This is a genomic window from Streptomyces sp. NPDC093225, assembly GCF_044753805.1.
Classification (GTDB): domain Bacteria; phylum Actinomycetota; class Actinomycetes; order Streptomycetales; family Streptomycetaceae; genus Streptomyces.
Window position 1 is genome coordinate 215,628 of record NZ_JBIVNX010000006.1, and the last position, 17,580, is coordinate 233,207.

The 17,580-nt window shown below is 73.9% G+C and carries 15 protein-coding genes; 5 read left to right on the forward strand and 10 right to left on the reverse strand.

The features are described 5' to 3' along the window. Window positions 1–15: 15 nt before the first annotated feature. The 7 genes from ACIQCH_RS08970 to ACIQCH_RS09000 all read right to left on the reverse strand — a co-directional run bounded on the left by ACIQCH_RS08970 (window position 16) and on the right by ACIQCH_RS09000 (window position 6,705). Complete coding sequence (locus tag ACIQCH_RS08970) at window positions 16–888, reverse strand: alpha/beta fold hydrolase (protein ID WP_402579482.1); 873 nt, start codon at window positions 886–888, stop codon at window positions 16–18. Beyond that, window positions 885–1,823 carry a Rieske 2Fe-2S domain-containing protein gene (locus tag ACIQCH_RS08975; protein ID WP_402579484.1) on the reverse strand — a complete coding sequence of 313 codons (939 nt, stop codon included), beginning with the start codon at window positions 1,821–1,823 and terminating at the stop codon, window positions 885–887. The genes ACIQCH_RS08970 and ACIQCH_RS08975 overlap by 4 nt, the downstream gene beginning before the upstream one ends. A 4-nt stretch (window positions 1,824–1,827) precedes the next feature. Next, window positions 1,828–3,114: a flavin monoamine oxidase family protein gene (locus tag ACIQCH_RS08980; protein WP_402579486.1), complete on the reverse strand. Its 1,287-nt coding sequence runs from the start codon at window positions 3,112–3,114 to the stop codon at window positions 1,828–1,830. Beyond that, the gene (locus ACIQCH_RS08985; protein ID WP_402579488.1) at window positions 3,107–4,393 is read right to left on the reverse strand and encodes a cytochrome P450; all 1,287 of its coding nucleotides are present in this window, start codon (window positions 4,391–4,393) and stop codon (window positions 3,107–3,109) included. The genes ACIQCH_RS08980 and ACIQCH_RS08985 overlap by 8 nt, the downstream gene beginning before the upstream one ends. A gap of 62 nt (window positions 4,394–4,455) precedes the next feature. Beyond that, window positions 4,456–5,352: an ABC transporter permease gene (locus ACIQCH_RS08990; RefSeq protein ID WP_402579490.1), complete on the reverse strand. Its 897-nt coding sequence runs from the start codon at window positions 5,350–5,352 to the stop codon at window positions 4,456–4,458. After that, entirely contained in the window at window positions 5,349–6,296 is a 948-nt protein-coding gene (locus ACIQCH_RS08995; RefSeq protein ID WP_402579492.1) for an ABC transporter ATP-binding protein, read from the reverse strand. Before ACIQCH_RS08995 ends, ACIQCH_RS08990 begins: the two co-directional genes overlap by 4 nt. Before the next feature lie 40 nt (window positions 6,297–6,336). After that, entirely contained in the window at window positions 6,337–6,705 is a 369-nt protein-coding gene (locus ACIQCH_RS09000) for a hypothetical protein (RefSeq protein WP_030206962.1), read from the reverse strand. Window positions 6,706–7,212: 507 nt separating this feature from the next. Between ACIQCH_RS09000 and ACIQCH_RS09005 the strand changes: the two genes are divergently transcribed. From ACIQCH_RS09005 to ACIQCH_RS09020, 4 genes are all read left to right on the forward strand, one after another. Then, window positions 7,213–8,490, forward strand: a complete 1,278-nt coding sequence (locus tag ACIQCH_RS09005; RefSeq protein ID WP_402579494.1) for a cytochrome P450 — start codon at window positions 7,213–7,215, stop codon at window positions 8,488–8,490. Next, window positions 8,487–9,413, forward strand: coding sequence for a class I SAM-dependent methyltransferase (locus ACIQCH_RS09010; RefSeq protein ID WP_402579496.1), 927 nt, complete (start codon window positions 8,487–8,489; stop codon window positions 9,411–9,413). The genes ACIQCH_RS09005 and ACIQCH_RS09010 overlap by 4 nt, the downstream gene beginning before the upstream one ends. A 108-nt stretch (window positions 9,414–9,521) precedes the next feature. Continuing rightward, a complete protein-coding gene (locus tag ACIQCH_RS09015) occupies window positions 9,522–9,707 on the forward strand; it encodes a hypothetical protein (protein WP_030206953.1) in 186 nt (61 codons plus the stop codon). Between the two features lie 134 nt (window positions 9,708–9,841). Further along, window positions 9,842–11,125 (forward strand): cation:proton antiporter, encoded by a 1,284-nt coding sequence (locus ACIQCH_RS09020; protein ID WP_402579498.1) that lies wholly within the window; start codon window positions 9,842–9,844, stop codon window positions 11,123–11,125. Between the two features lie 82 nt (window positions 11,126–11,207). Here ACIQCH_RS09020 and ACIQCH_RS09025 read toward each other — a convergent pair whose 3' ends face one another. Then, the gene (locus tag ACIQCH_RS09025) at window positions 11,208–12,443 is read right to left on the reverse strand and encodes an MFS transporter (RefSeq protein WP_402579500.1); all 1,236 of its coding nucleotides are present in this window, start codon (window positions 12,441–12,443) and stop codon (window positions 11,208–11,210) included. 256 nt (window positions 12,444–12,699) lie between these two features. On the opposite strand from ACIQCH_RS09025, the gene ACIQCH_RS09030 reads away from it, so the two are divergent. Then, window positions 12,700–15,843: a BTAD domain-containing putative transcriptional regulator gene (locus ACIQCH_RS09030; protein WP_402579502.1), complete on the forward strand. Its 3,144-nt coding sequence runs from the start codon at window positions 12,700–12,702 to the stop codon at window positions 15,841–15,843. Here ACIQCH_RS09030 and ACIQCH_RS09035 read toward each other — a convergent pair. Together ACIQCH_RS09035 and ACIQCH_RS09040 are read right to left on the reverse strand one after the other, a co-directional pair. Next, window positions 15,830–16,168 carry a hydroxyisourate hydrolase gene (locus ACIQCH_RS09035; RefSeq protein WP_402579504.1) on the reverse strand — a complete coding sequence of 113 codons (339 nt, stop codon included), beginning with the start codon at window positions 16,166–16,168 and terminating at the stop codon, window positions 15,830–15,832. The two genes, ACIQCH_RS09030 and ACIQCH_RS09035, sit on opposite strands and share 14 nt — an antisense overlap. Before the next feature lie 2 nt (window positions 16,169–16,170). Next, on the reverse strand, window positions 16,171–17,580 hold a 1,410-nt coding region (locus ACIQCH_RS09040; protein ID WP_402579506.1), incomplete at its 5' end, for an alpha/beta fold hydrolase.

Consider the following 17,580-nt stretch of genomic DNA (forward strand, 5'->3'; position numbering starts at 1 on the left):
CTTAGGTTGATCACTTTATACGGGCGCGCGTTCGACCGGTTGCCCGTCGTCGGTCCGGGGCGCCGAAAGGTGGTCGAGCAGTGGCGCGGCAACGGTCCATGGCTGTTCTAGTAGAGGCAAGTGCCCTGCGCTAGGTACGAGTTGAGCCACGCATGCGGGGAGCACGCGGGACAACATCGCGGCGTTGGCGTGGAACACGGGCATGTCGTCGCTGCCCGTCAGTACGAACGTACGAGCGGTGACGGCCGCCAGGGCGTCCTCCGTGTGCACGTGGGCGCTGAGTCCGGCCATCGACCCGTCGGAGAGCTCGGCCCAGGAGTGACGCGCCACCACCTCCCGTATCTCCGCGCGGAGTTCGGGGTGGTCCTCGGTCCCCTTGAAGATGTCCGGGGGTGCGGCCATCCACAGGTCGGCCAGCTGCTCGGCGGCGGCCGCGCCGCGCATCCGGCGCAGCATGAGCAGCTCGATGTAGCGCTTGCGCGCTGCCGGGTCGGGCGGGCCGCCGGCCGGCGTGGGCGCGCCGAGGACGAGGCGGTCGACCGCGTCCGGCCGCGCGAGGGCCATCTGGAGGACGACGGTGGAGCCGAAGGACAGGCCCACCCAGCGCCGGGCCCCCTCGGCCCGGGCCACCTCCGCCACCTGTTCCGCGACCTCGGGCAGGGTGGTGCCGGGGCGCAGCGGCGCGGAGCCGCCGTGACCGGGGAGGTCGACGCCGACGTGGCGCAGGCCGGGCAGCAGGCGCCACAGGGGACGCCAGAGGGTGGCGTCCATGGTGTAGCCGTGCACCCACAGCACGGTGGGGCCGGTTCCGTACGCGTACGTGCGCAGGCCCGCGCACTCCCCGGTGCGCTCGCCCGGCAGCGGCTCTCGGGATGCGTGGCACGTCACGACGCCTCCTGCGGGTCGAGCTCGGTGAAGCCCGCGCAGAACTCCCGGTACGCGACCACGGCCGCGTCCGCGGCGTCGTAGCGGGGCGTCACGCGGGGGTTGAGGTGCTCCCAGACGACGACGTCCTCGGCCAGCGCCCGCCGGCTGCCGGCGATCAGCATCGGCAGCTGGTCCTCGCGGCCCTCGCCCACGCCCACCGCGACGCGCGCGACGCAGCCGCCGCGCCCGTCGGGCACCGCACCGGTGACGATGACGTGCACCTCGCTGCTCGGCCCGAACTCGGTGACCACGACGGCCGGGCTGAACGCCCGCGCGTGGAAGCGGGGTACGTACGACGGCGCGGCGACCTGCCCCTGCCCCGCGGCCTTGCCGCGCCACGGCGAGGCCGGCATCGGGAACTCGCCGTCCATCACCAGCTCGCCGTGCGCACCCGCGCGGTGGTGCATCCCGCGCACCCGGTGGACCTTGTGCAGCGCGGTGAAGTGATCCGTGTCGAAGGCGTTCTCCACGATCAGGTCCGCGGCCGCGGCGACCGGCTGCTCCACGGCCTTGACCAGCGGCTTGGTCGCGGACAGCTCCTTGAGCAGCGCCCGCATGCCGCGGTCGTCCTCGGGACCGTCGGTCAGCCGCACGAACACCGCGTCGCCGCACACGACCACCTCGTGCTCGCGCACCCAGGGCCGGCTGCCCTCCCCCGCGGGCTCCCCGAGCCCGATGCGCCGGCCGTGGAACGGGCAGACCAGGCAACCGCGCTCCACGCGGCCGCCGTGGCCGAGGTGCGCGCCCCGGTGCGGGCAGTCGGCGTCGTACGCCCGCAGCTCCCCGTCCGCGCCGCGCACGGCCACCAGCCGCCGCGTACCGATGTCCAACGGGACCACCTCGCCGTCCAGTTCGGACGCGAAGGCGGCCAGGTACCACCCCGAGTGCACGTTCATCTCGCTACTTCCTTGCTTCCAGAACCTCTTCCGCGGCGCGCCGCCCGTCGGCGTACGCCCCCTGCAGCCAGGGCAGCGCCCGGCCGGTCGCCGCGGCCTCGCCCGCGAAGAACACCCGCCCGTCCAGCGGTCGCGCCCACTCCCCGGCCGCCCGGACCGCACCGGGCCGCGGGGCGCAGAAGGCGCCACCGCTGTAGGGGTCGGCCGCCCAGTCGGCCGTCTCGGCGCCGAGCACCTCCGCCCCCGCCGTCCAGGGCAGCGCCACCGCCAGCAGCGCGCCGAGGTGGGTCGCGGAGCCGACCGCCTCGCGGACGCACGCGGCGGCCGCGTCCTTGGCGACGACCAGCACCTCGGGCCGGCCGCGCCGGCACGAGAGGAACCCGCCGACGCCGTCGGCGTCGAAGACGGAGGCGGTCTCGGGGGCGGGCCGGTCCAGGGTGACCACGGCGCAGAAGCCGTCGCCGGGCGCCAGGGTCCGGGCCGCGGCGCTCCGCTCCGGGCCGAGCCCGGCGATGCCGAGCAGCCCGCCGGCCACCACGGCGGGCGGTACGGCGACGACCACGCGGCCCGCGGTCAGCTCGCCGTCCTCGGTGAGCAGTCGCACGCCGGCCCCGTCGGCGGCCGCCTCGATCCGGCGGACGGGGCTGGCGGTGCGCACCCGCAGCCCCTCGGCGAGCCGGGCCGGCAGCAGGTCCAGTCCGCCGGGCACGGTGAACTCGCCGCGGCCCCCGGGGTCCTGGCGCACGGCGGCGGCGACCTCGGCGGCGGAGAGCCGGTCGGGGTCGGCGGCCCAGGTCTGGCGGACCCACTCGCGCGCGGTGGCCACCTCGGCCGGGGCTGCGCCGCTGGCGGCCAGCCAGGCGCCGACGGTCGGGCCCGGCGCCGGCAGCGGGGCGTCGTGGGCCGGCGGCTGCGGGGCACCGGTGGCCGGGGCCCGTGCCGGCTGCGGGGCGTAGCCGGCGAGCCGGGCCTCCAGCAGCCAGGGTGGGTGACCGCCGCGGGCGAGGGCGCCCATCGGGCGGGCGACGCGGCCCGCCACGACGTACGCCGCCTCCGGGCGCGGGGCGGCGGGCTGCGGGCCGAGCACGGTGTGGGCGGGGTTGCGGTCCCCGTGGACGATCTGCGCCCCGAGTTCGAGGGCGGGCCCGCCGTCGGCCGGGCGGAACGTGCGGATCCGGCCGCCGATGCGGGGCCGGGCCTCGAGGACGAGGGCGTCGGTGCCGGCCTCCGCCAGCCGGGCGGCACAGGCCAGGCCGGCGATCCCGGCCCCGATCACGACGACGTCAGGCACGGGCGGCCTCCGGGGCGTCCACGGGCGGGGCGGCGGCCGCGGTCGGGGTCGGGGTCGGGGCGGCCGCGGGCGAGTCGGTGGCCTTGGCGTCCGTACCCAGGTCCAGGCCCAGGCGGGTGAGCCGGCGCGGGATGAGGGTCGGGGCCCAGCGCGGCTCGGGGCCGGCCAGGGCCGCCTCGGGGAAGCGGTGCACGATGCGGCCGAGCAGGATCCCGCCGGACTGCTTGACCAGACGGGCGGCGAGGCAGAAGTGCGGGCCGCCGCCGAAGGCGAGGTGCGGGTTGGGGGTGCGGTCCCACACGAGGGCGTCGGGATCGGCGAAGACGGCGGGGTCCCGGTTGGCTGCGGCGAGCACCGCCAGCACCCGCTGCCCGGCGGGGATCCGGCCGCCCGGGAGCTCGGCGTCGCGGACGGTGACGCGGGCGGTGAACGGGATCGGCGCCTCCAGGCGCAGCAGCTCGTCCACGGCCGTCTCGGCCGCGTCCGGGCCGCCGGCGCGCAGCGCCTCGCGCGCCTCGGGGCGGGGCAGCAGCCAGTACAGGGCGTTCCCGACGGCCTCGGCGAGCGGCTGCCACCCGCCGACGACGGCCAGGCCGAGGATGCCGAGCATCTCGCGGCGGGTCAGCCGGGGGTCGGCGGCCAGTCGGGCGAGCGGGCTGTCGTCGGCGCCCCGGGCGACGAGGGCGTCGGTGTGCGCGTCGAGGAAACGCGTCAGCTCGCCCATCGCGGCCCGGCCCAGGCGGGCGACGTGCGGCGGGGCGAGCGGGTCGAGGTTGACCGAGGCGGCGCGGGCCAGCTGGGCCAGCGTGCCGTGGTCCTGCGGGCCCAGGCCGAACAGGCGGGCCAGGACGGCGGTGGCCAGCGGCGCGCCGAGCTCCTCGACGGCGTCGCCGAGCACCCCGCGCGCGGCGGCCCGCTCCAGCAGGGCGTCGGCGTCGGCGGCGATGCCGTCGGCGACGGAGGCCAGTGCGGCCGTGCCGAGCAGCAGCGAGCCGGGGGCGCGCAGCCGGGCGTGGTCGGCGCCGTCGGTGGTCAGCATGGACACCGGCAGGTCGTCGTCCCGGGACCGCTCGCGCTGCCCGGCGGCCGCGGAGAAGGCCGGGTCCTTGAGCAGCGCCGTGCAGTCCTCGTACCCGGTGACCAGCCACATGCCGGTCATCGGGTCGCGGTGCACGGGCTCGTGGGCGCGCAGCCAGTCGTACGCCGGGTACGGGTCGACCCGCCCGGCGGGGCTGAAGGGGTGCGCCAGGTGGGCGGGCAGCCCGGTCGGCTTGGTCATGTAGGCGTTCTCCTTGTCGGCGCGCGGTCCTCCGCGCGCGGTCTCCACCCGCGCGCGGGGTCTCAGCGCACCCGCGGTCCGCGCCAGCCGAACGTCAGCATCGTGGCCAGCAGACCGCCCACGGCCCAGGCCGCGAGCACCAGCGCGATGCGCCCCAGCTCCCAGGAGCCGGCCGGCTCCACCGCCGTGAAGGAGTCCGGCAGGAACACCGAACGGAAGCCCTGCGCCATCCACTTGACGGGGAACAGGGCGGCGGTGTTCTGCATCCACAGCGGCAGCTTGTCGAAGGGGTAGAAGACGCCGGAGATGAACTGCAGGACCATGAAGACCGGGGTCACCACCGCCGCGGCGGACCGGCTGTTGGGGATCACGGCGCTGTACGCCGTCCCGGCGAGCGCGCAGGCCGCCGTACCCAGCGCGAGGCACCAGACCAGCGTGCTCCACCGTTCCGCGGTGGACGGCAGCGGCAGGTCGAAGGCGGCCACGGCGATGCCGATGAGCAGCACCGTCTCGAGGACGGTGGTGACCACGACGCGGACCAGCTTGCCCACGAAGTAGGCGGACTTGGGCATCGGGGTCAGCGCCAGGCGGCGGACCGTGCCCGTGTCGCGCTCGATGGCCACGTTGATGGCCAGGCCCGAGAACGCGGTGCTCATGACGCCGGCGGCGATCACGCCGGCCATGAAGACCTGGCGGAAGTCGACGTTCGTGCCCTCGACCTTGCCCTCGAAGATCGAGCCGAAGACGAGGAGCAGGATCACCGGGAAGAAGAGGGTGAAGACGAGCGACTGCTTGTTGCGGAAGAAGGCGCGCAGCTCGACGGACGAGCGCGCCGCGCAGGCGCGCAGCAGCGCCCGGGCGCCGCGCGCGGGGGGCCTCACGACCACGATGGTGGGAGCGGGTCCGGCCGGCCGGAGGTCCGCCGGCTTCACCGGCTCTACGGCGTCGGTCACGGTCATGCGGCGGTCTCCCTGTTCTCCCTGTCGATCAGGTGCAGGTAGATGTCTTCGAGGGTGGGCCGGTGCACGCGCAGCTCGGCGAGCTCGGGCGCGCCCGCCTCGCGCGCCCAGGGCAGCAGGACCTCCAGGGCCCGCGACGGCGCGGCGGTGCGCAGCGTGACGGTGACCCTCCCGGCCGGCACGACCTCGGTGCCCGGGGGCAGCGGCGGCAGGGCGCGGTCCGCGAGGGCCTCGCAGCGGCGGAACGTGATGGTGGCCGGGGTGCGGTCGCGGCCGCCGAGGGACTCCAGGGGGCCGCACTCGACGAGCCGGCCGCCGATGACGACACCGGCGCGCTGGGCCAGTTCCTCGGCCTCGTCGAGGTAGTGGGTGGTCAGTACGGTCGTACGGCCGCGGTCGGCGAAGTAGCGGACCAGCTCCCAGGCCTCGCGCCGGGCCACCGGGTCCAGGCCCGTGGTCGGCTCGTCCAGGAAGATCAGCTCGGGATCGCCGATCACGCCGACCGCGACGTCCAGGCGGCGCTGCTGGCCGCCGGAGAGCGCCGTGGCCTGCCGGTTGTGGAGGGCCCCGAGGCCCACCATGTCCAGCACTTCGCCGACCGGCAGCGGGGCCGGGTACATCGCGGCGAAATGCCTGACGACCTCTTTCACGGTGAGGTCCGCGTAGGCGCCGGTCGTCTGGGGTACGACGCCTATTCTCGCCCGCCATTCCCGCGGGTCCTCGGCCGGGTCTTGGCCGAGGACCCGCACATCTCCACCGGTGCGCCGCTGCACGCCCGTCAGAATGTCGACGGTCGTGGTCTTTCCCGCGCCGTTCGGCCCGAGCAGTGCGAACACCTCGCCCTGATGGATATCGAGGCTTATGTCGCGCACGGCCCGCACGTCACCGTAGTGCTTGGAAAGTCCGCGGACGGAAACCGGATGCGCCGTCTGCGCAGTGGGCATGGAACGCTCCAGCGAAGTGGGAATGTTTGCGGGGCGCCGATCAGGTGCAGCAGCAGCAGGGGCAGCAGCAGTAGTTGCAACCGGCGGCGACGTCGGACAGGTCGCCCTCGCTCAGCTCGGCGGCGTCGACCGTCGGGCTGGCCGGGATGTGGAACTCGTAGCGGCCGGTGGCCAGACCCTGCTCCCAGAGGTTGACCTGGACGTCCAGGTTGCCCTCCTCGTGGCCCTCGGGCGCCTCGGTCACGATGACGACCTGGGCGTCGGCGGGGAGCTCGATGCCGGACTCGGCGAGCGCGGTGCGCGGCTCCGAGCGGAGCTTGGCGGCGAACGCCTCGTCGGACCAGGAGCTGATGAGAACGCGGGTGTAGGCGTTCACGAACTCAGCGCGCTGCTGCGGGTCGAGTGCCATGTGAACACTCCTTTCACGATTCCTGCGGATTCGATTCGGTCGTTGTGCCGGCGACGAGGAAAAGATTCACATGACCGGAAGCGTGCCGCCAAGACGTAAAGGAACGTAATCCGCGGGCCGTCCGATCGTGAGTAACGGGCCGCCCGGGAGTGAGTATCGAGCCGCTCGGACTAAGCATTGAGCCGATTCCCTCCCCCGGATATCGTTGCCCAACCACCCGCGCCCGCAGGTCGGTTGCCCCCACCCGCGCAAGCATGCTCTCACGCCGGACGCCTCCCGGCGCGTGCCCGGACCGCGCCCGCCGGAATTCCCACGGGGATTACGGAATTACCGACGGCCGGTACGTACGCGCCGGGCATACGCACCGGCCATTGCGTAGGGGGCGTACGTAATGCGGATTCAGCCACTGAGAATCCGGCCAAGATCCAGCCATCCACGGAGGTTCACGTGACACCCACCACCGCACCGGCGGGCACCGTCCCACCGGGGCCCGACGCACCCGTGGACATGGCTGAGATGCGTGCCGACCCGCTGGCGTTCGTAACGGAGATGAACCGCCGCTACGGCGACATCACCAGCCACGTCGGCGACGGCGAGCGCATCTACATGCTGCACCGGCCCGACCTGGTCCGGCACGTGCTCAAGGACAACGTCGCCAACTACACCAAGGCCGACACCCCCGACGACGCGATGCTCCGCCCGCTGCTCGGCAACGGGCTGCTGACCAGCAACGGCGACGAGTGGGCCCGGCAGCGCAAGCTGTGCGCCCCGGCCTTCCGGCGCACCGCCGTCACCACCTTCGACGGCATCATCACCGAGGAGACCGAGGCCCTGCTGGAGCGCTGGCGGCCGGCCATGGAGTCCGGCACCCCGCTGCCCGTCGAGCACCACCTCACCTCGCTGACCCTCTCGATCCTCACGCGCGCCGTGCTCGGCGTGGACATGGGGGCGGCGGGCGAGGGCTTCGGCCGCGCCGTGGACGCGACCAACCGCTTCATGGGGCACTACGTACCCGACCCGGACCCGGATCCCATCGACACGGCGCTGCGCCGCAAGGGGTACGTACAGGCCCGTACGTTCCTGCAGTTGATCGCCCGTACGGTGATCGCCTCGCGGCGGGCCGCGGGCGGCGGGGCCGCGCACGCCTCGCCCTCGCTGCTGGACGCGATGATCGGCGAGCTGGACGACGAGGCGCTGCGCGACCAGGTGCTCACCCTGGTCATGGCGGGCCACGAGACCACCGCCAAGGCCCTGACGTGGACGCTGTACCTGCTCGACCGGCACCCGGCGGAGGCCGACCGGGTCCGCGCGGAGATCGACGCCGTCCTCGGAGACCGCACCCCCACCGCCGCCGACCTGCCGGACCTGGTGCACTGCCGGCGCGCGATCGAGGAGGCCATGCGGCTCTACCCGCCGGTGTGGCTGGTCTCGCGGCGCGCCGTCGGCCCCGACGTCGTCGACGGCTACGAGATCCCGGCCGGCGCGCTGGTCTGCGTCAGCCAGTGGGTCCTGCACCGGCACCCGGACCACTGGGACCGGCCGGAGGAGTACGTACCCGACCGGTTCGCCGACGGGGCCCCGCCCCACCACCTGTACCTGCCCTTCGGCGGCGGCGAGCGCATCTGCATCGGCCAGCACCTCGCGATGGTCGAGGCCACGCTGGTGCTGGCCGTCCTGATGCGCGCGACCCGGCTCGAACTCGAACCCGGCTTCACGGTGGAGCCGGAGGCGCTGGTGACCCTGCGCCCCAAGCACGGCATGCGGATGACTGCGAGGAACCGATGACCACGTCCCCCGCCCGCACGGACCGGGGCACCGGTACCGGCACCCACCAGGACACCGCCACCGGACCGGTCGACACACCCGCCACGGGACGGGTCGGTACGCCCGGCGGCGGACCGGTCGGCGGCTCGTACGACCCGGCCGCCACCACCGCCGGCGGCCTGGCGGGCGAGCTGGCCCGCCTGGAGGCGCAGGCCGCGCTGTCCTTCGACGCCGAACTGCGCATCCTGCGCGAGCTCGGCGTGACGGAGGGGTCCGGCCCGCTCGTCGAGATCGGCGCCGGCTCCGGCGCCGTCACCCGCCGCCTGCGCGCCGCCTTCCCCGCCCTCCCCCTCACCGCGGTCGACATCGACGGCGACCTGCTGGCGCACGCCGCCGGGTCCGGCGCCGAACTGGTGGTCGCCGACGGCGCCGCCCTGCCGCTGCCCGACGACTCGGCCGGCGTCGTCCTGCTGCGCTACGTGCTTCAGCACCTCGCCGACCCGCAGGCCGTCCTGGCCGAGGCACTGCGCATCCTGCGGCCCGGCGGGCTGCTCGTCGCCACCGAGGTGGACGCCTCCTGCTGGGGCCTGGCCGAACCCTCGTACCCCGAACTGGCCGGCATCCACGGCAAGCTGACGCAGGCCCAGGCCTCTGCCGGCGGCGACCGCACCCTCGGCCGCCGTCTGACGCGGATCCTGCGCACCGCCGGCTGCGCCGACGTCGTGCTGCGCCCCTTCGCCAGCACCAACGACGACCACCCGGTCGAGGCCTTCGCCCCGCACCTGGGCCCCGGCCGGCTGCAGCCGCTGGTGGCCTCGGGTGTGGTGACGCTGCCGGAGTTCGCCCTGGCGGCGGACCGCTGGAACCGCTTCCGCGCCGACCCGGACGCCTACGTCATGCTGCTCGGCTTCACGGCCGCGGGCCGGGCTCCGGTGGCACCGTGATCGGCCCGGCGGGCCGGCCGACGGCGTACTTACCCCTGCGCCCCCACCGCTCCGGACCACCCGCACCAGCCCCAGCATCAGCACCAGACCGATTGGACCGATCACCCCATGAACCCGAACCTCAAGATCTTCCTGACGATCTTCTGCTACATCAGCGGTGTGATGGGCGTCGTGACCGCCGTCCTGAACGCCAGTGACAAGCCCGCGCAGACCACCGCCGCCGTCATCGCCGGCGCCATCGGCGTCTTCTTCCTGTTCGCCGGCATGGCCCTCGGCCGCCGCCCCCGCCACTGATCACGCCGGGGCCGGGGCCGCGCCCGGACCCGGCCCCGCGCGTTGATCACGGCGAAACGGCGGAACGACGGACGAGACGCGTCCCGCACGTCGCGACGCGCACGCCGCACGACGGACGAACGGAGTCCCGGAGCATGAACATGCTCACCCTCGACACGACCGGTCACTTCTTCCTCGGGGCGGCCGTCGTGCTGGCGCTGTCCCACCTCGCGGGGACCCTGTTCACGCGCCTGGGCCAGCCACGCGTCATGGGCGAGGTCATCGCCGGCATCGCCCTGGGCCCCTCGCTCCTGGGCTCCATGGCGCCCGAGGCCACCGCCTGGCTCTTCCCCTCCGCGATCCTCCCGATGTTCAACGGCCTGGCCCAACTCGGCCTGGCGGTCTTCATGTTCGCCACCGGTCAGGAACTGTGCTCGCTGCGCGTACGGGGCACCGCCCGCCAGGGCCTGGTCATCAGCCAGGCGTCGCTCCTCATCCCCTTCGCGGCGGGCTCGCTGGTGGCCATCCCGCTCGCCGACCGGTACGCGCCGCCGGGCCTCTCGCCCCTCGTCTTCGTCCTCTTCGTCGGGTGCGCCGTCAGCATCACCGCGTTCCCCGTACTCGCCCGCATGCTGGACGACCTCGGCATCGCCCGCACCCGGCCGGGCCGGCTGAGCCTGCTGGCCGCGGCCATCGGGGACGGCGGCAGCTGGCTCGCCCTCTCCGCGATCCTCGCCCTCGCCCAGGGCTCGGACCCGGTCGGCGCCGCCCTGCGCACCCTCGCCGTCGCCGCCCTGATCGCCCTCTACCTGGGGCCCGTACGCAAGCTCGCCGCCCGCTGGTCCGACCGCCACGCCGCCACCGCGAACCCGACCACCCTCCGCATCGCCCTGGTCGGCGCGGTCGGCGCCTCGGCGGCCCTCACCGCGGCGCTCGGCGTCCACCAGCTGATCGGCGCCTTCCTGGTCGGCCTGGTCTGGCCCCCCTCCGCCGCCGCCACGACGGCCACGAGCCCCCTCACCACCACGGCGAAGTCCGTCCTGCTGCCCTTCTTCTTCCTGGGCTACGGCCTGAACGTCGACCTGTCCACCCTGACCTTCACCGGCGGCGCCGTCCTCGTCCTGGCCGCCCTCCTCGCCGTGGCCGTCCTCACCAAGATCTTCGGCACCGGTCTGGCCGCCCGCTCCACGGGCCTGCCCTGGCGCGAGTCCCTCAGCCTCGGCGCCCTCCTCAACACCCGCGGCCTGACGGAACTGGTCGTCCTCCAGATCGGCCACGAGTCCCACCTCCTGACGGCCCCCCTGTTCGCCATCCTGACCCTGGTGGCCCTGATCACCACCCTGATGACGGGCCCCCTCCTCAAACTCACCGGCGTCCCCACCGCCGACACCCCTGCCGCCCCGCCCACCCCCACCCGCGAGCCGGCCACGACTCCCTGACGCACCCCGCACCACACGGCGAAGGGGCGGTGACCGATCCGGTCACCGCCCCTTCGCCTTCCGCACGCACCGCGCGGGCGGATCAGGCCGTCCTGAGGGTGCGGCGGGAGGCGAGCACCGCCAGCAGCGAGAGCGCCGTCGCTGCGACCGTCGTGGCCATGGCCGCCCGACCGCCACCATGCTCCACGACCACGCCGACGATCACCGGGGCCATCGAGGCGGCCGCGGTGGCGGAGAGGGCGACGACGCTGATCACACGGCCCTGGATGCGGGCGGCCGTCACCGAGGCGATCTTGCCGAACAGGGCCGAGTTCACGGCGGGGGCCAGGAACAGGCCCAGCGCGACCGGCGCGACCATGAACGTCCGGCCGGCCAGCAGCGTGCTCGCGGTGACCAGCGTCAGGAGCACGGCCACCGCGGCGATGAGGAGCCGGTGGAAGGGCAGCAGCCGCTGCACACGGGCCGCGACGAGGGCACCGAGCAGACCACCGACGGCGATGCAGCCCTGGGCAAGGCCCACGGTACGAGGACTGTGGCCGGCGTCGGTGAGCACGAGGACGGCGGAGAACTGGACGCCGCTCAGCGCGAAGTTGACGGGGGCGGCCATGAGGATCACGGCCCGCAGGAACGGGCTCGCCACGACGTGCCGCACGCCCTCGGCCATGTCGTGGCGCAGCGAGGTCGGGGCGGAGTCCTCCTGCTGGGGGTCGGCCGGCCTGCGGATGAACGAGACGGCGAGGAAGGAGCAGAGGTAGCTCAGGGCGTCGAAGAGGAACGGCACGGACCGGCCCACGGCGTAGAGGAAGCCACCCAGCGGCGGGCCGGCCAGCGACGCCCCGTACGAGCGCGCCTCGTTCTTGGCGAACGCCTCCGGCAGCTGGGACCGGTGGACGAGCTGGCTGACGATCGAGGTCTCGGCCGCCGTGAAGAGCACGTCCGCGACGGCGGCCGCACCGGCGATCGCGAAGACGGCCGCGAGCGGGGCGCATCCGAGCAGTACGGCGGTCCCCAGGGCCAGGAACAGCGTGACCCGGCACGCGTCGCAGACCTGCATGACGCGCTTCCTGTTCCAGCGGTCGGCGAAGGCCCCCGCGGGCAGCTGGCAGACCACCCGGATCACGGCCTGGAGGGTGCCGAGCGCGCCGGCCTGCACGGCCGACCCGTGGAGCGACAGCACGAGCAGCGGGAACGCCAGGACGGACACCGCGGAGCCCACCTGCGAGACGGTCTGGCCTCCCCACAGCAGTGTGAAGTCCCGGTTCCTCCGCAGCGGCGCGGCCTCCTCGGACGCCGGCGCGGTCACCAGGTCGGCAGCCATGTCTCCCCCTCTGATCGTTCTTTCGACAATGGTCGGAATTCGGTGCGCAATGATCGGATTTCGGGCACGCCCGGCAGTTCACGACGGGGTGTCACATCACGGGTGAGGCCGTCCCGCCGGGAGCTCGCGCGTGCCGCGTCGCAGGTGGGCGCCATAGTCGATCTCTGTTGACCGGTTGCCTCAAACATCCATAGAGTTCCCGTCGACCTGCGCGTATTCCTGGGGGGGACTCGAAAACGTGGGGCAGCGACCGGTGATGGGCACACACCACGACGACCGCCGGGCGCACGCGCCCCGGGTCGGCTACCGCATCCTGAGCCCGCTCGAGGCGAGCGTCGACTCCGCACCGCTGAACCTCGGCGGGGTCCGCCAGCAGACGGTTCTGGCCACGCTCCTCCTCGACGCCAACCGCGTCGTCAGCGTCGATCGGCTCGTCCGCGCCATCTACGAGGAGGCGCCCCCGGCCACCGCCCGGGCGCAGCTCCAGATCAGCGTCTCGTCCCTGCGCCGCCTGTTCGGCAACCACGGCATCTCGGACGTCATCACGACCCACCCGCAGGGGTACATGGTGCGGGCGACCGAGGAGGACCTCGACGCCCTGCACTTCCGCGGCCTCGTCGGCAGGGCGCGCAAGCTGCGCGACGCGGGACAGCGGGAGGACGCCGCCGCGGCGTACCGGCAGGCCCTCGGACTGTGGCGGGGCGCCGCGCTGGGCGGCATGTTCAGCGAGGTCATCCGGTCCGGCGCCGACGAGCTCACCGAGCACCGGATCGCCGCCACCGAGGAGTGCGTCCAACTGGAGCTCGCGCTCGGCAATCACAGCGCGCTGGTCGGCGAACTCATCGGCCTCGTGGACGAGTTCCCGCTGCGCGAGCGGCTGCGCGGGCAACTCATGCTGGCGCTCTACCGCTCCGGCCGCCAGGCGGAGGCCCTCCAGGTGTACCGGGACACCCGGCAGTGGATGATCGACGAGCTCGGGGTGGAGCCGGACCCCCGGCTCAAACGGCTCGAGCACTCCATCCTGGCCACCGACCCCCGCCTCGACCCGCCGGGCACCCGCAGCACTCCCGCCCCGGTACCCGCGGCCGCTCCCGCACCCGTCGTGCCGGAGATGCTCCCGGCCGACATCGCCGACTTCACCGGCCGCGACGACCTGGTCGCCGACATCCGGGACCGACTGCTGCTCGCCTCCCACGACCAGTCCCGGCTCGCGGTGCCCATCGTGTCCGTGGTCGGCAAGCCGGGCGTCGGCAAGACCGCCATGGCCGTCCACGTGGCGCACGAGATCGCCGCGCACTTCCCCGGCGGGCAGCTCTTCGCCGACCTGCACGGCGGCGCCCCCGAGGTGGTCGGCCCGGCCCAGGTCCTCGAACGCTTCCTGCGCGCCCTCGGCGTCAGCGGCACCGCGATCCCCGACGGCCTGGAGGAGCGGGCCGAGATGTACCGGGCGCTGCTCGCCGAGCGCCGGATGCTGATCATCCTCGACAACGTGGCCGGTGAGAGCCAGATCAAGCCACTGCTGCCGGGCAAACCCACCTCGGCCGTGATCGTCACCAGTCGCCGGCACATCGGGAGCCTGGCGGGTGCGGTCCGCGTCGACGTCACCACGTTCCCTCCGGCACAGTCGGCCGAGCTGCTGGGCCGCATCACCGGCCCCGATCGCGTGGCGGCCGAACCGGAGGCCACCGAAGCGCTCGCCGAGCTCTGCGGCCACCTGCCGCTGGCGCTGCGGATCGCGGGCGCCCGGCTGGCCGCCCGGCCGCACTGGGAGATCACCGAGCTGGTGGAGCGGCTGGAGGACGAGACCCGCCGCCTCGACGAACTGAAGTACGCGGACGTGGGCATCCGGGCCAGCCTCTCGCTCACGTACGACAGCGTCAGCGAGGACGCGCGCCGGCTCTTCCGGCGGCTCGCGGTCATCGAGGAGGGACCGTTCTCCGTCTGGGCGTGCATGGCGCTGCTGGAGCTGCCCGAGGCGGTGGTGCGCGACCTGATCGACGAGCTCTCCGACGCCCAGCTGCTGGACTCCGCCGGTACCGGCACCGGCCGCCACGGCCAGTACCGGCTGCACAACCTCATCAGGGTGTTCGCGCGCGAGCGGCTGGTCGGCGAGGAGGGCGTGGCGGAGCGCGAGGCCGCGCTGGCCCGGGTGCTCGGTTGCTTCCTGTTCCTGCTGACCGAGGCGAGGCACCGCGAGTACGGGCGCGACGTGCTGATCCGCAGCCATGGCGTTCCCCTTCATCCCCTGCCCGACCGGACCGTGGACCGGGTCCTGGCCGAGCCTCTCCAATGGTTCTCACGGGAACGCCAGATGCTGCTTCCCAGTGTCCGGCAGGCCGCCATGATGGGGCTCACCGAGCATTGCTGGGGCCTCGCCGTCACCGCAGTGACGTTCCTGGAGACCCACGTACGGCTGGACGACTGGCGCGACACCCATGAGATCGCCCTCGCGGCGGCCCGTAGGGGCGGCGACCGGCTCGGCCAGGCGGCCCTGCTCCATTCCCTGGGCTCGCTCGCCGTGACGAAGCAGGACTTCGCCGGCGCCGAGACCCGCTTCCAACGGTCCGCCGCGATCTTCGAGGAGATCGGCGACGAGCCGGGTGCCGCGCTCGCTTCCAGGGGCCTCGGCTACCTGGCCCGCGTGCACGGTCGGTTCGACGAGGCAGCCGCTCACTACGAGTCCGCCCTCAGGGTGTTCCGGGAGGGGGACGGCACCGTCGCAGTGGCCTACGTCCTGCACAACCTGGCCCAGCTGCGGCTGAGCACGGGTGACGAGGACGCCGCCGGCCCCCTGCTGGACGAGGCCCTGCGGCTCAGCCGGGAGGGCCGCGGCCGACGCGTCGAAGCCCAGGTGCTGCACCGGATGGGCCAAAGCCACCTGGAGCGGGGCGAGTACGGCGAGGCCCTGGAGTCCTTCTCCCAGGTGCTGGACGTCGTACGGCTCATCGGCGACCACACCGGGGAGGCCTACGCCCTGCAGGGCATCGGCTCCGCCCGCTTCCACCGCGGCGACTTCGAGGAGGCCGCCGAGGCCCTGCACCGCGCCCTCGTCCTCGCCGAGACCAGCGACGAGCGGCTGGTCATGGGCAGGACCCTGGTGGCGCTCGGCGAACTGTCGCTCGCCACCGAGGACTTCGACCGGGCCGTGACCCATCTGCGACGGGCCCTGCCGCTGTTCCGGGTCATGAAGACCCCGGCCCAGGAGGCCCGGGCGCTGGCCGTGCTGCGCACCACCCATCTGCTGGCCGGCGACCCGGAGGCCGCCGGACGGATCCTGGGTGAGCTGCGGGAGCTGGCCGGCTCCCTGGCCCCCGAGGTGGCCGGCCCCGTCCTCGCCCGCCTCGCGGAGGCGGAGGCGGACGAGGCCGACGAGGCGGCCCGGGCGGCTACTCGGAGGTGAACACCGCCGCGTAGTGGTGGGGCGAGAAGGTCAGGCTCAGCCGGTGCCCCACCCCCTCCTCCGAGGCGCGGAAGGTGGCCGTCACCTCGGGGTAGCCCGGGGTGGTGCCGAGGCCCGCGAAGTACCGGTCGATGTCGAAGACGATCCGGTAGAGGCCCTTGTGGGCGAGGGCCTCGCCCCACTCCTCGATCCGGCCGGTCCCGTCCGTGCTGCGCTCGGCGAGGAGCTCCCACCCGTCGTCGACCAACGTCTCCAGTCGCGCCCGCAGGCCGACGACGCTGTGCCCGTGGTCGCTCTCCAGCGCCTCGGCGATGACTTTCACCATGATCAGACCACCTGCTCGTTCGTGTTGCCGCTGCTGCCGGCGCCGTCGCCGTCGCCGGAACCTGCCTCCGTCCCCGTCCCCGTCCCCGTCCCCGGCCGGAAGCCGGTGAGGGTCGCCCGGACGACCTCGGCGACCTTCTCGATGGCCGGCAGCTCCGTCATCATCGCGCCGTGGTCGCCCGGGGTCCGCTCCATCGGCGGAGTGCTCTCGTGGAGCGCCCCCCAGTGGTCCAGGTATTCGGCGAGGTCGCGCTCGTTCACCACGGATCCCTCCCGGCTGTGGGCGACTTCGTCGCTCACGAAGAGCACCGCCGGAGCCGCGGACACCCCGGGGCGGTGCCGGAGCATCGCGTCCAGGAGGAGCCCGAGCGTCTCGTAGGGGAGCCACTCGTCGAGGCCGACCGCGTCCGAGGGGACCTCCAGCGGTGCACTGATGCGACGCAGCTCGGCGGTGAGCTCCTCACGGGTGTACGGGTCGGCCTCCTGGCCGCGTTCCCAGAGCCCGGCCGCCCGCCCGTACAGTTCCACGCCGGGACGCAGCCTCTGCTCCAGACGCGGCCCGTGCACCGGCGGTTCCACCAGGAAGACGGTGGCCGTGTCGGCCGCGCCCTGGCGGGCGATCTCATGCGCGAGGACCCCGCCGAGCGACCAGCCGAGGAGGTGGTAGGGACCCTCGGGCTGGACGGAGCGGATGGCCTTCCAGTACCGCTCGGCCATGTCCGCGACGTCGCGCAGCGGCAGCTCGGAACGGTCCATGCCCACGGCCTGGATGCCGTACGTGGTGCAGTCGGCCCGGAGCAGGCGGGCCAGCTGCCCGTACGCGTTCGGGGTGCCGCCACTGGCGTGGACGCAGAACACGTTGGGCAGTGCCGGGTCCGCCTCCCCGGAGGACAGCCGGTACACGAGCGGGTCGGTCCCGGCCCCGTCCGTCCCGTCCGCGCCCGCGTCGAGGGCGGCGGCGAGTTCGGCGACCGTCTGCCACTGCATGATCTGACGCACGGTGACGTCGAGGCCGGTGCTGCGCAGGCGCTTGGCCGTCTTCGTGGCGAGGAGGCTGTGGCCGCCGAGGTCGAAGAAGTTGTCGTGGACGCCGAGGCCGGGGGACTGGAGGAGCTCGGCCCAGACGGCGGTGATGGTGGCTTCGAGCGGGGTGCGGGGCGGGGTGTGTGTGGTGGTGGGGGCGGCCTGCGTGGGGATGGGCAGGGCGCGTCGGTCGACCTTTCCGTTGGGTGTGGTGGGGATCTTGTCGAGGTGTACGAAGTGGTTGGGGACCATGTAGTCGGGCAGGTGGCGGCGGCAGTGCGTGCGCAGGTCTGCCGAGGTGTGCGCGGCTGCGGAGTGCGTGGTGTAGTAGGCGGTGAGGCGCTTGTCGCCGGGAGTGTCCTCGCGGACGATCACGGTGGTGAGGGCGAT

Excerpts from the sequence above, each read along its gene's own strand:
- ACIQCH_RS08975 (WP_402579484.1), bottom strand. The coding sequence starts at position 1,823 with ATGAACGTGCACTCGGGGTGGTACCTGGCCGCCTTCGCGTCCGAACTG.
- ACIQCH_RS08985 (WP_402579488.1), bottom strand. The coding sequence starts at position 4,393 with ATGACCAAGCCGACCGGGCTGCCCGCCCACCTGGCGCACCCCTTCAGC.
- ACIQCH_RS08990 (WP_402579490.1), bottom strand. The coding sequence starts at position 5,352 with ATGACCGTGACCGACGCCGTAGAGCCGGTGAAGCCGGCGGACCTCCGG.
- ACIQCH_RS08995 (WP_402579492.1), bottom strand. The coding sequence starts at position 6,296 with ATGCCCACTGCGCAGACGGCGCATCCGGTTTCCGTCCGCGGACTTTCC.
- ACIQCH_RS09000 (WP_030206962.1), bottom strand. The coding sequence starts at position 6,705 with ATGGCACTCGACCCGCAGCAGCGCGCTGAGTTCGTGAACGCCTACACC.
- ACIQCH_RS09005 (WP_402579494.1), top strand. The coding sequence starts at position 7,213 with ATGGCTGAGATGCGTGCCGACCCGCTGGCGTTCGTAACGGAGATGAAC.
- ACIQCH_RS09010 (WP_402579496.1), top strand. The coding sequence starts at position 8,487 with ATGACCACGTCCCCCGCCCGCACGGACCGGGGCACCGGTACCGGCACC.
- ACIQCH_RS09015 (WP_030206953.1), top strand. The coding sequence starts at position 9,522 with ATGAACCCGAACCTCAAGATCTTCCTGACGATCTTCTGCTACATCAGC.
- ACIQCH_RS09020 (WP_402579498.1), top strand. The coding sequence starts at position 9,842 with ATGAACATGCTCACCCTCGACACGACCGGTCACTTCTTCCTCGGGGCG.
- ACIQCH_RS09025 (WP_402579500.1), bottom strand. The coding sequence starts at position 12,443 with ATGGCTGCCGACCTGGTGACCGCGCCGGCGTCCGAGGAGGCCGCGCCG.
- ACIQCH_RS09030 (WP_402579502.1), top strand. The coding sequence starts at position 12,700 with ATGGGCACACACCACGACGACCGCCGGGCGCACGCGCCCCGGGTCGGC.
- ACIQCH_RS09035 (WP_402579504.1), bottom strand. The coding sequence starts at position 16,168 with ATGGTGAAAGTCATCGCCGAGGCGCTGGAGAGCGACCACGGGCACAGC.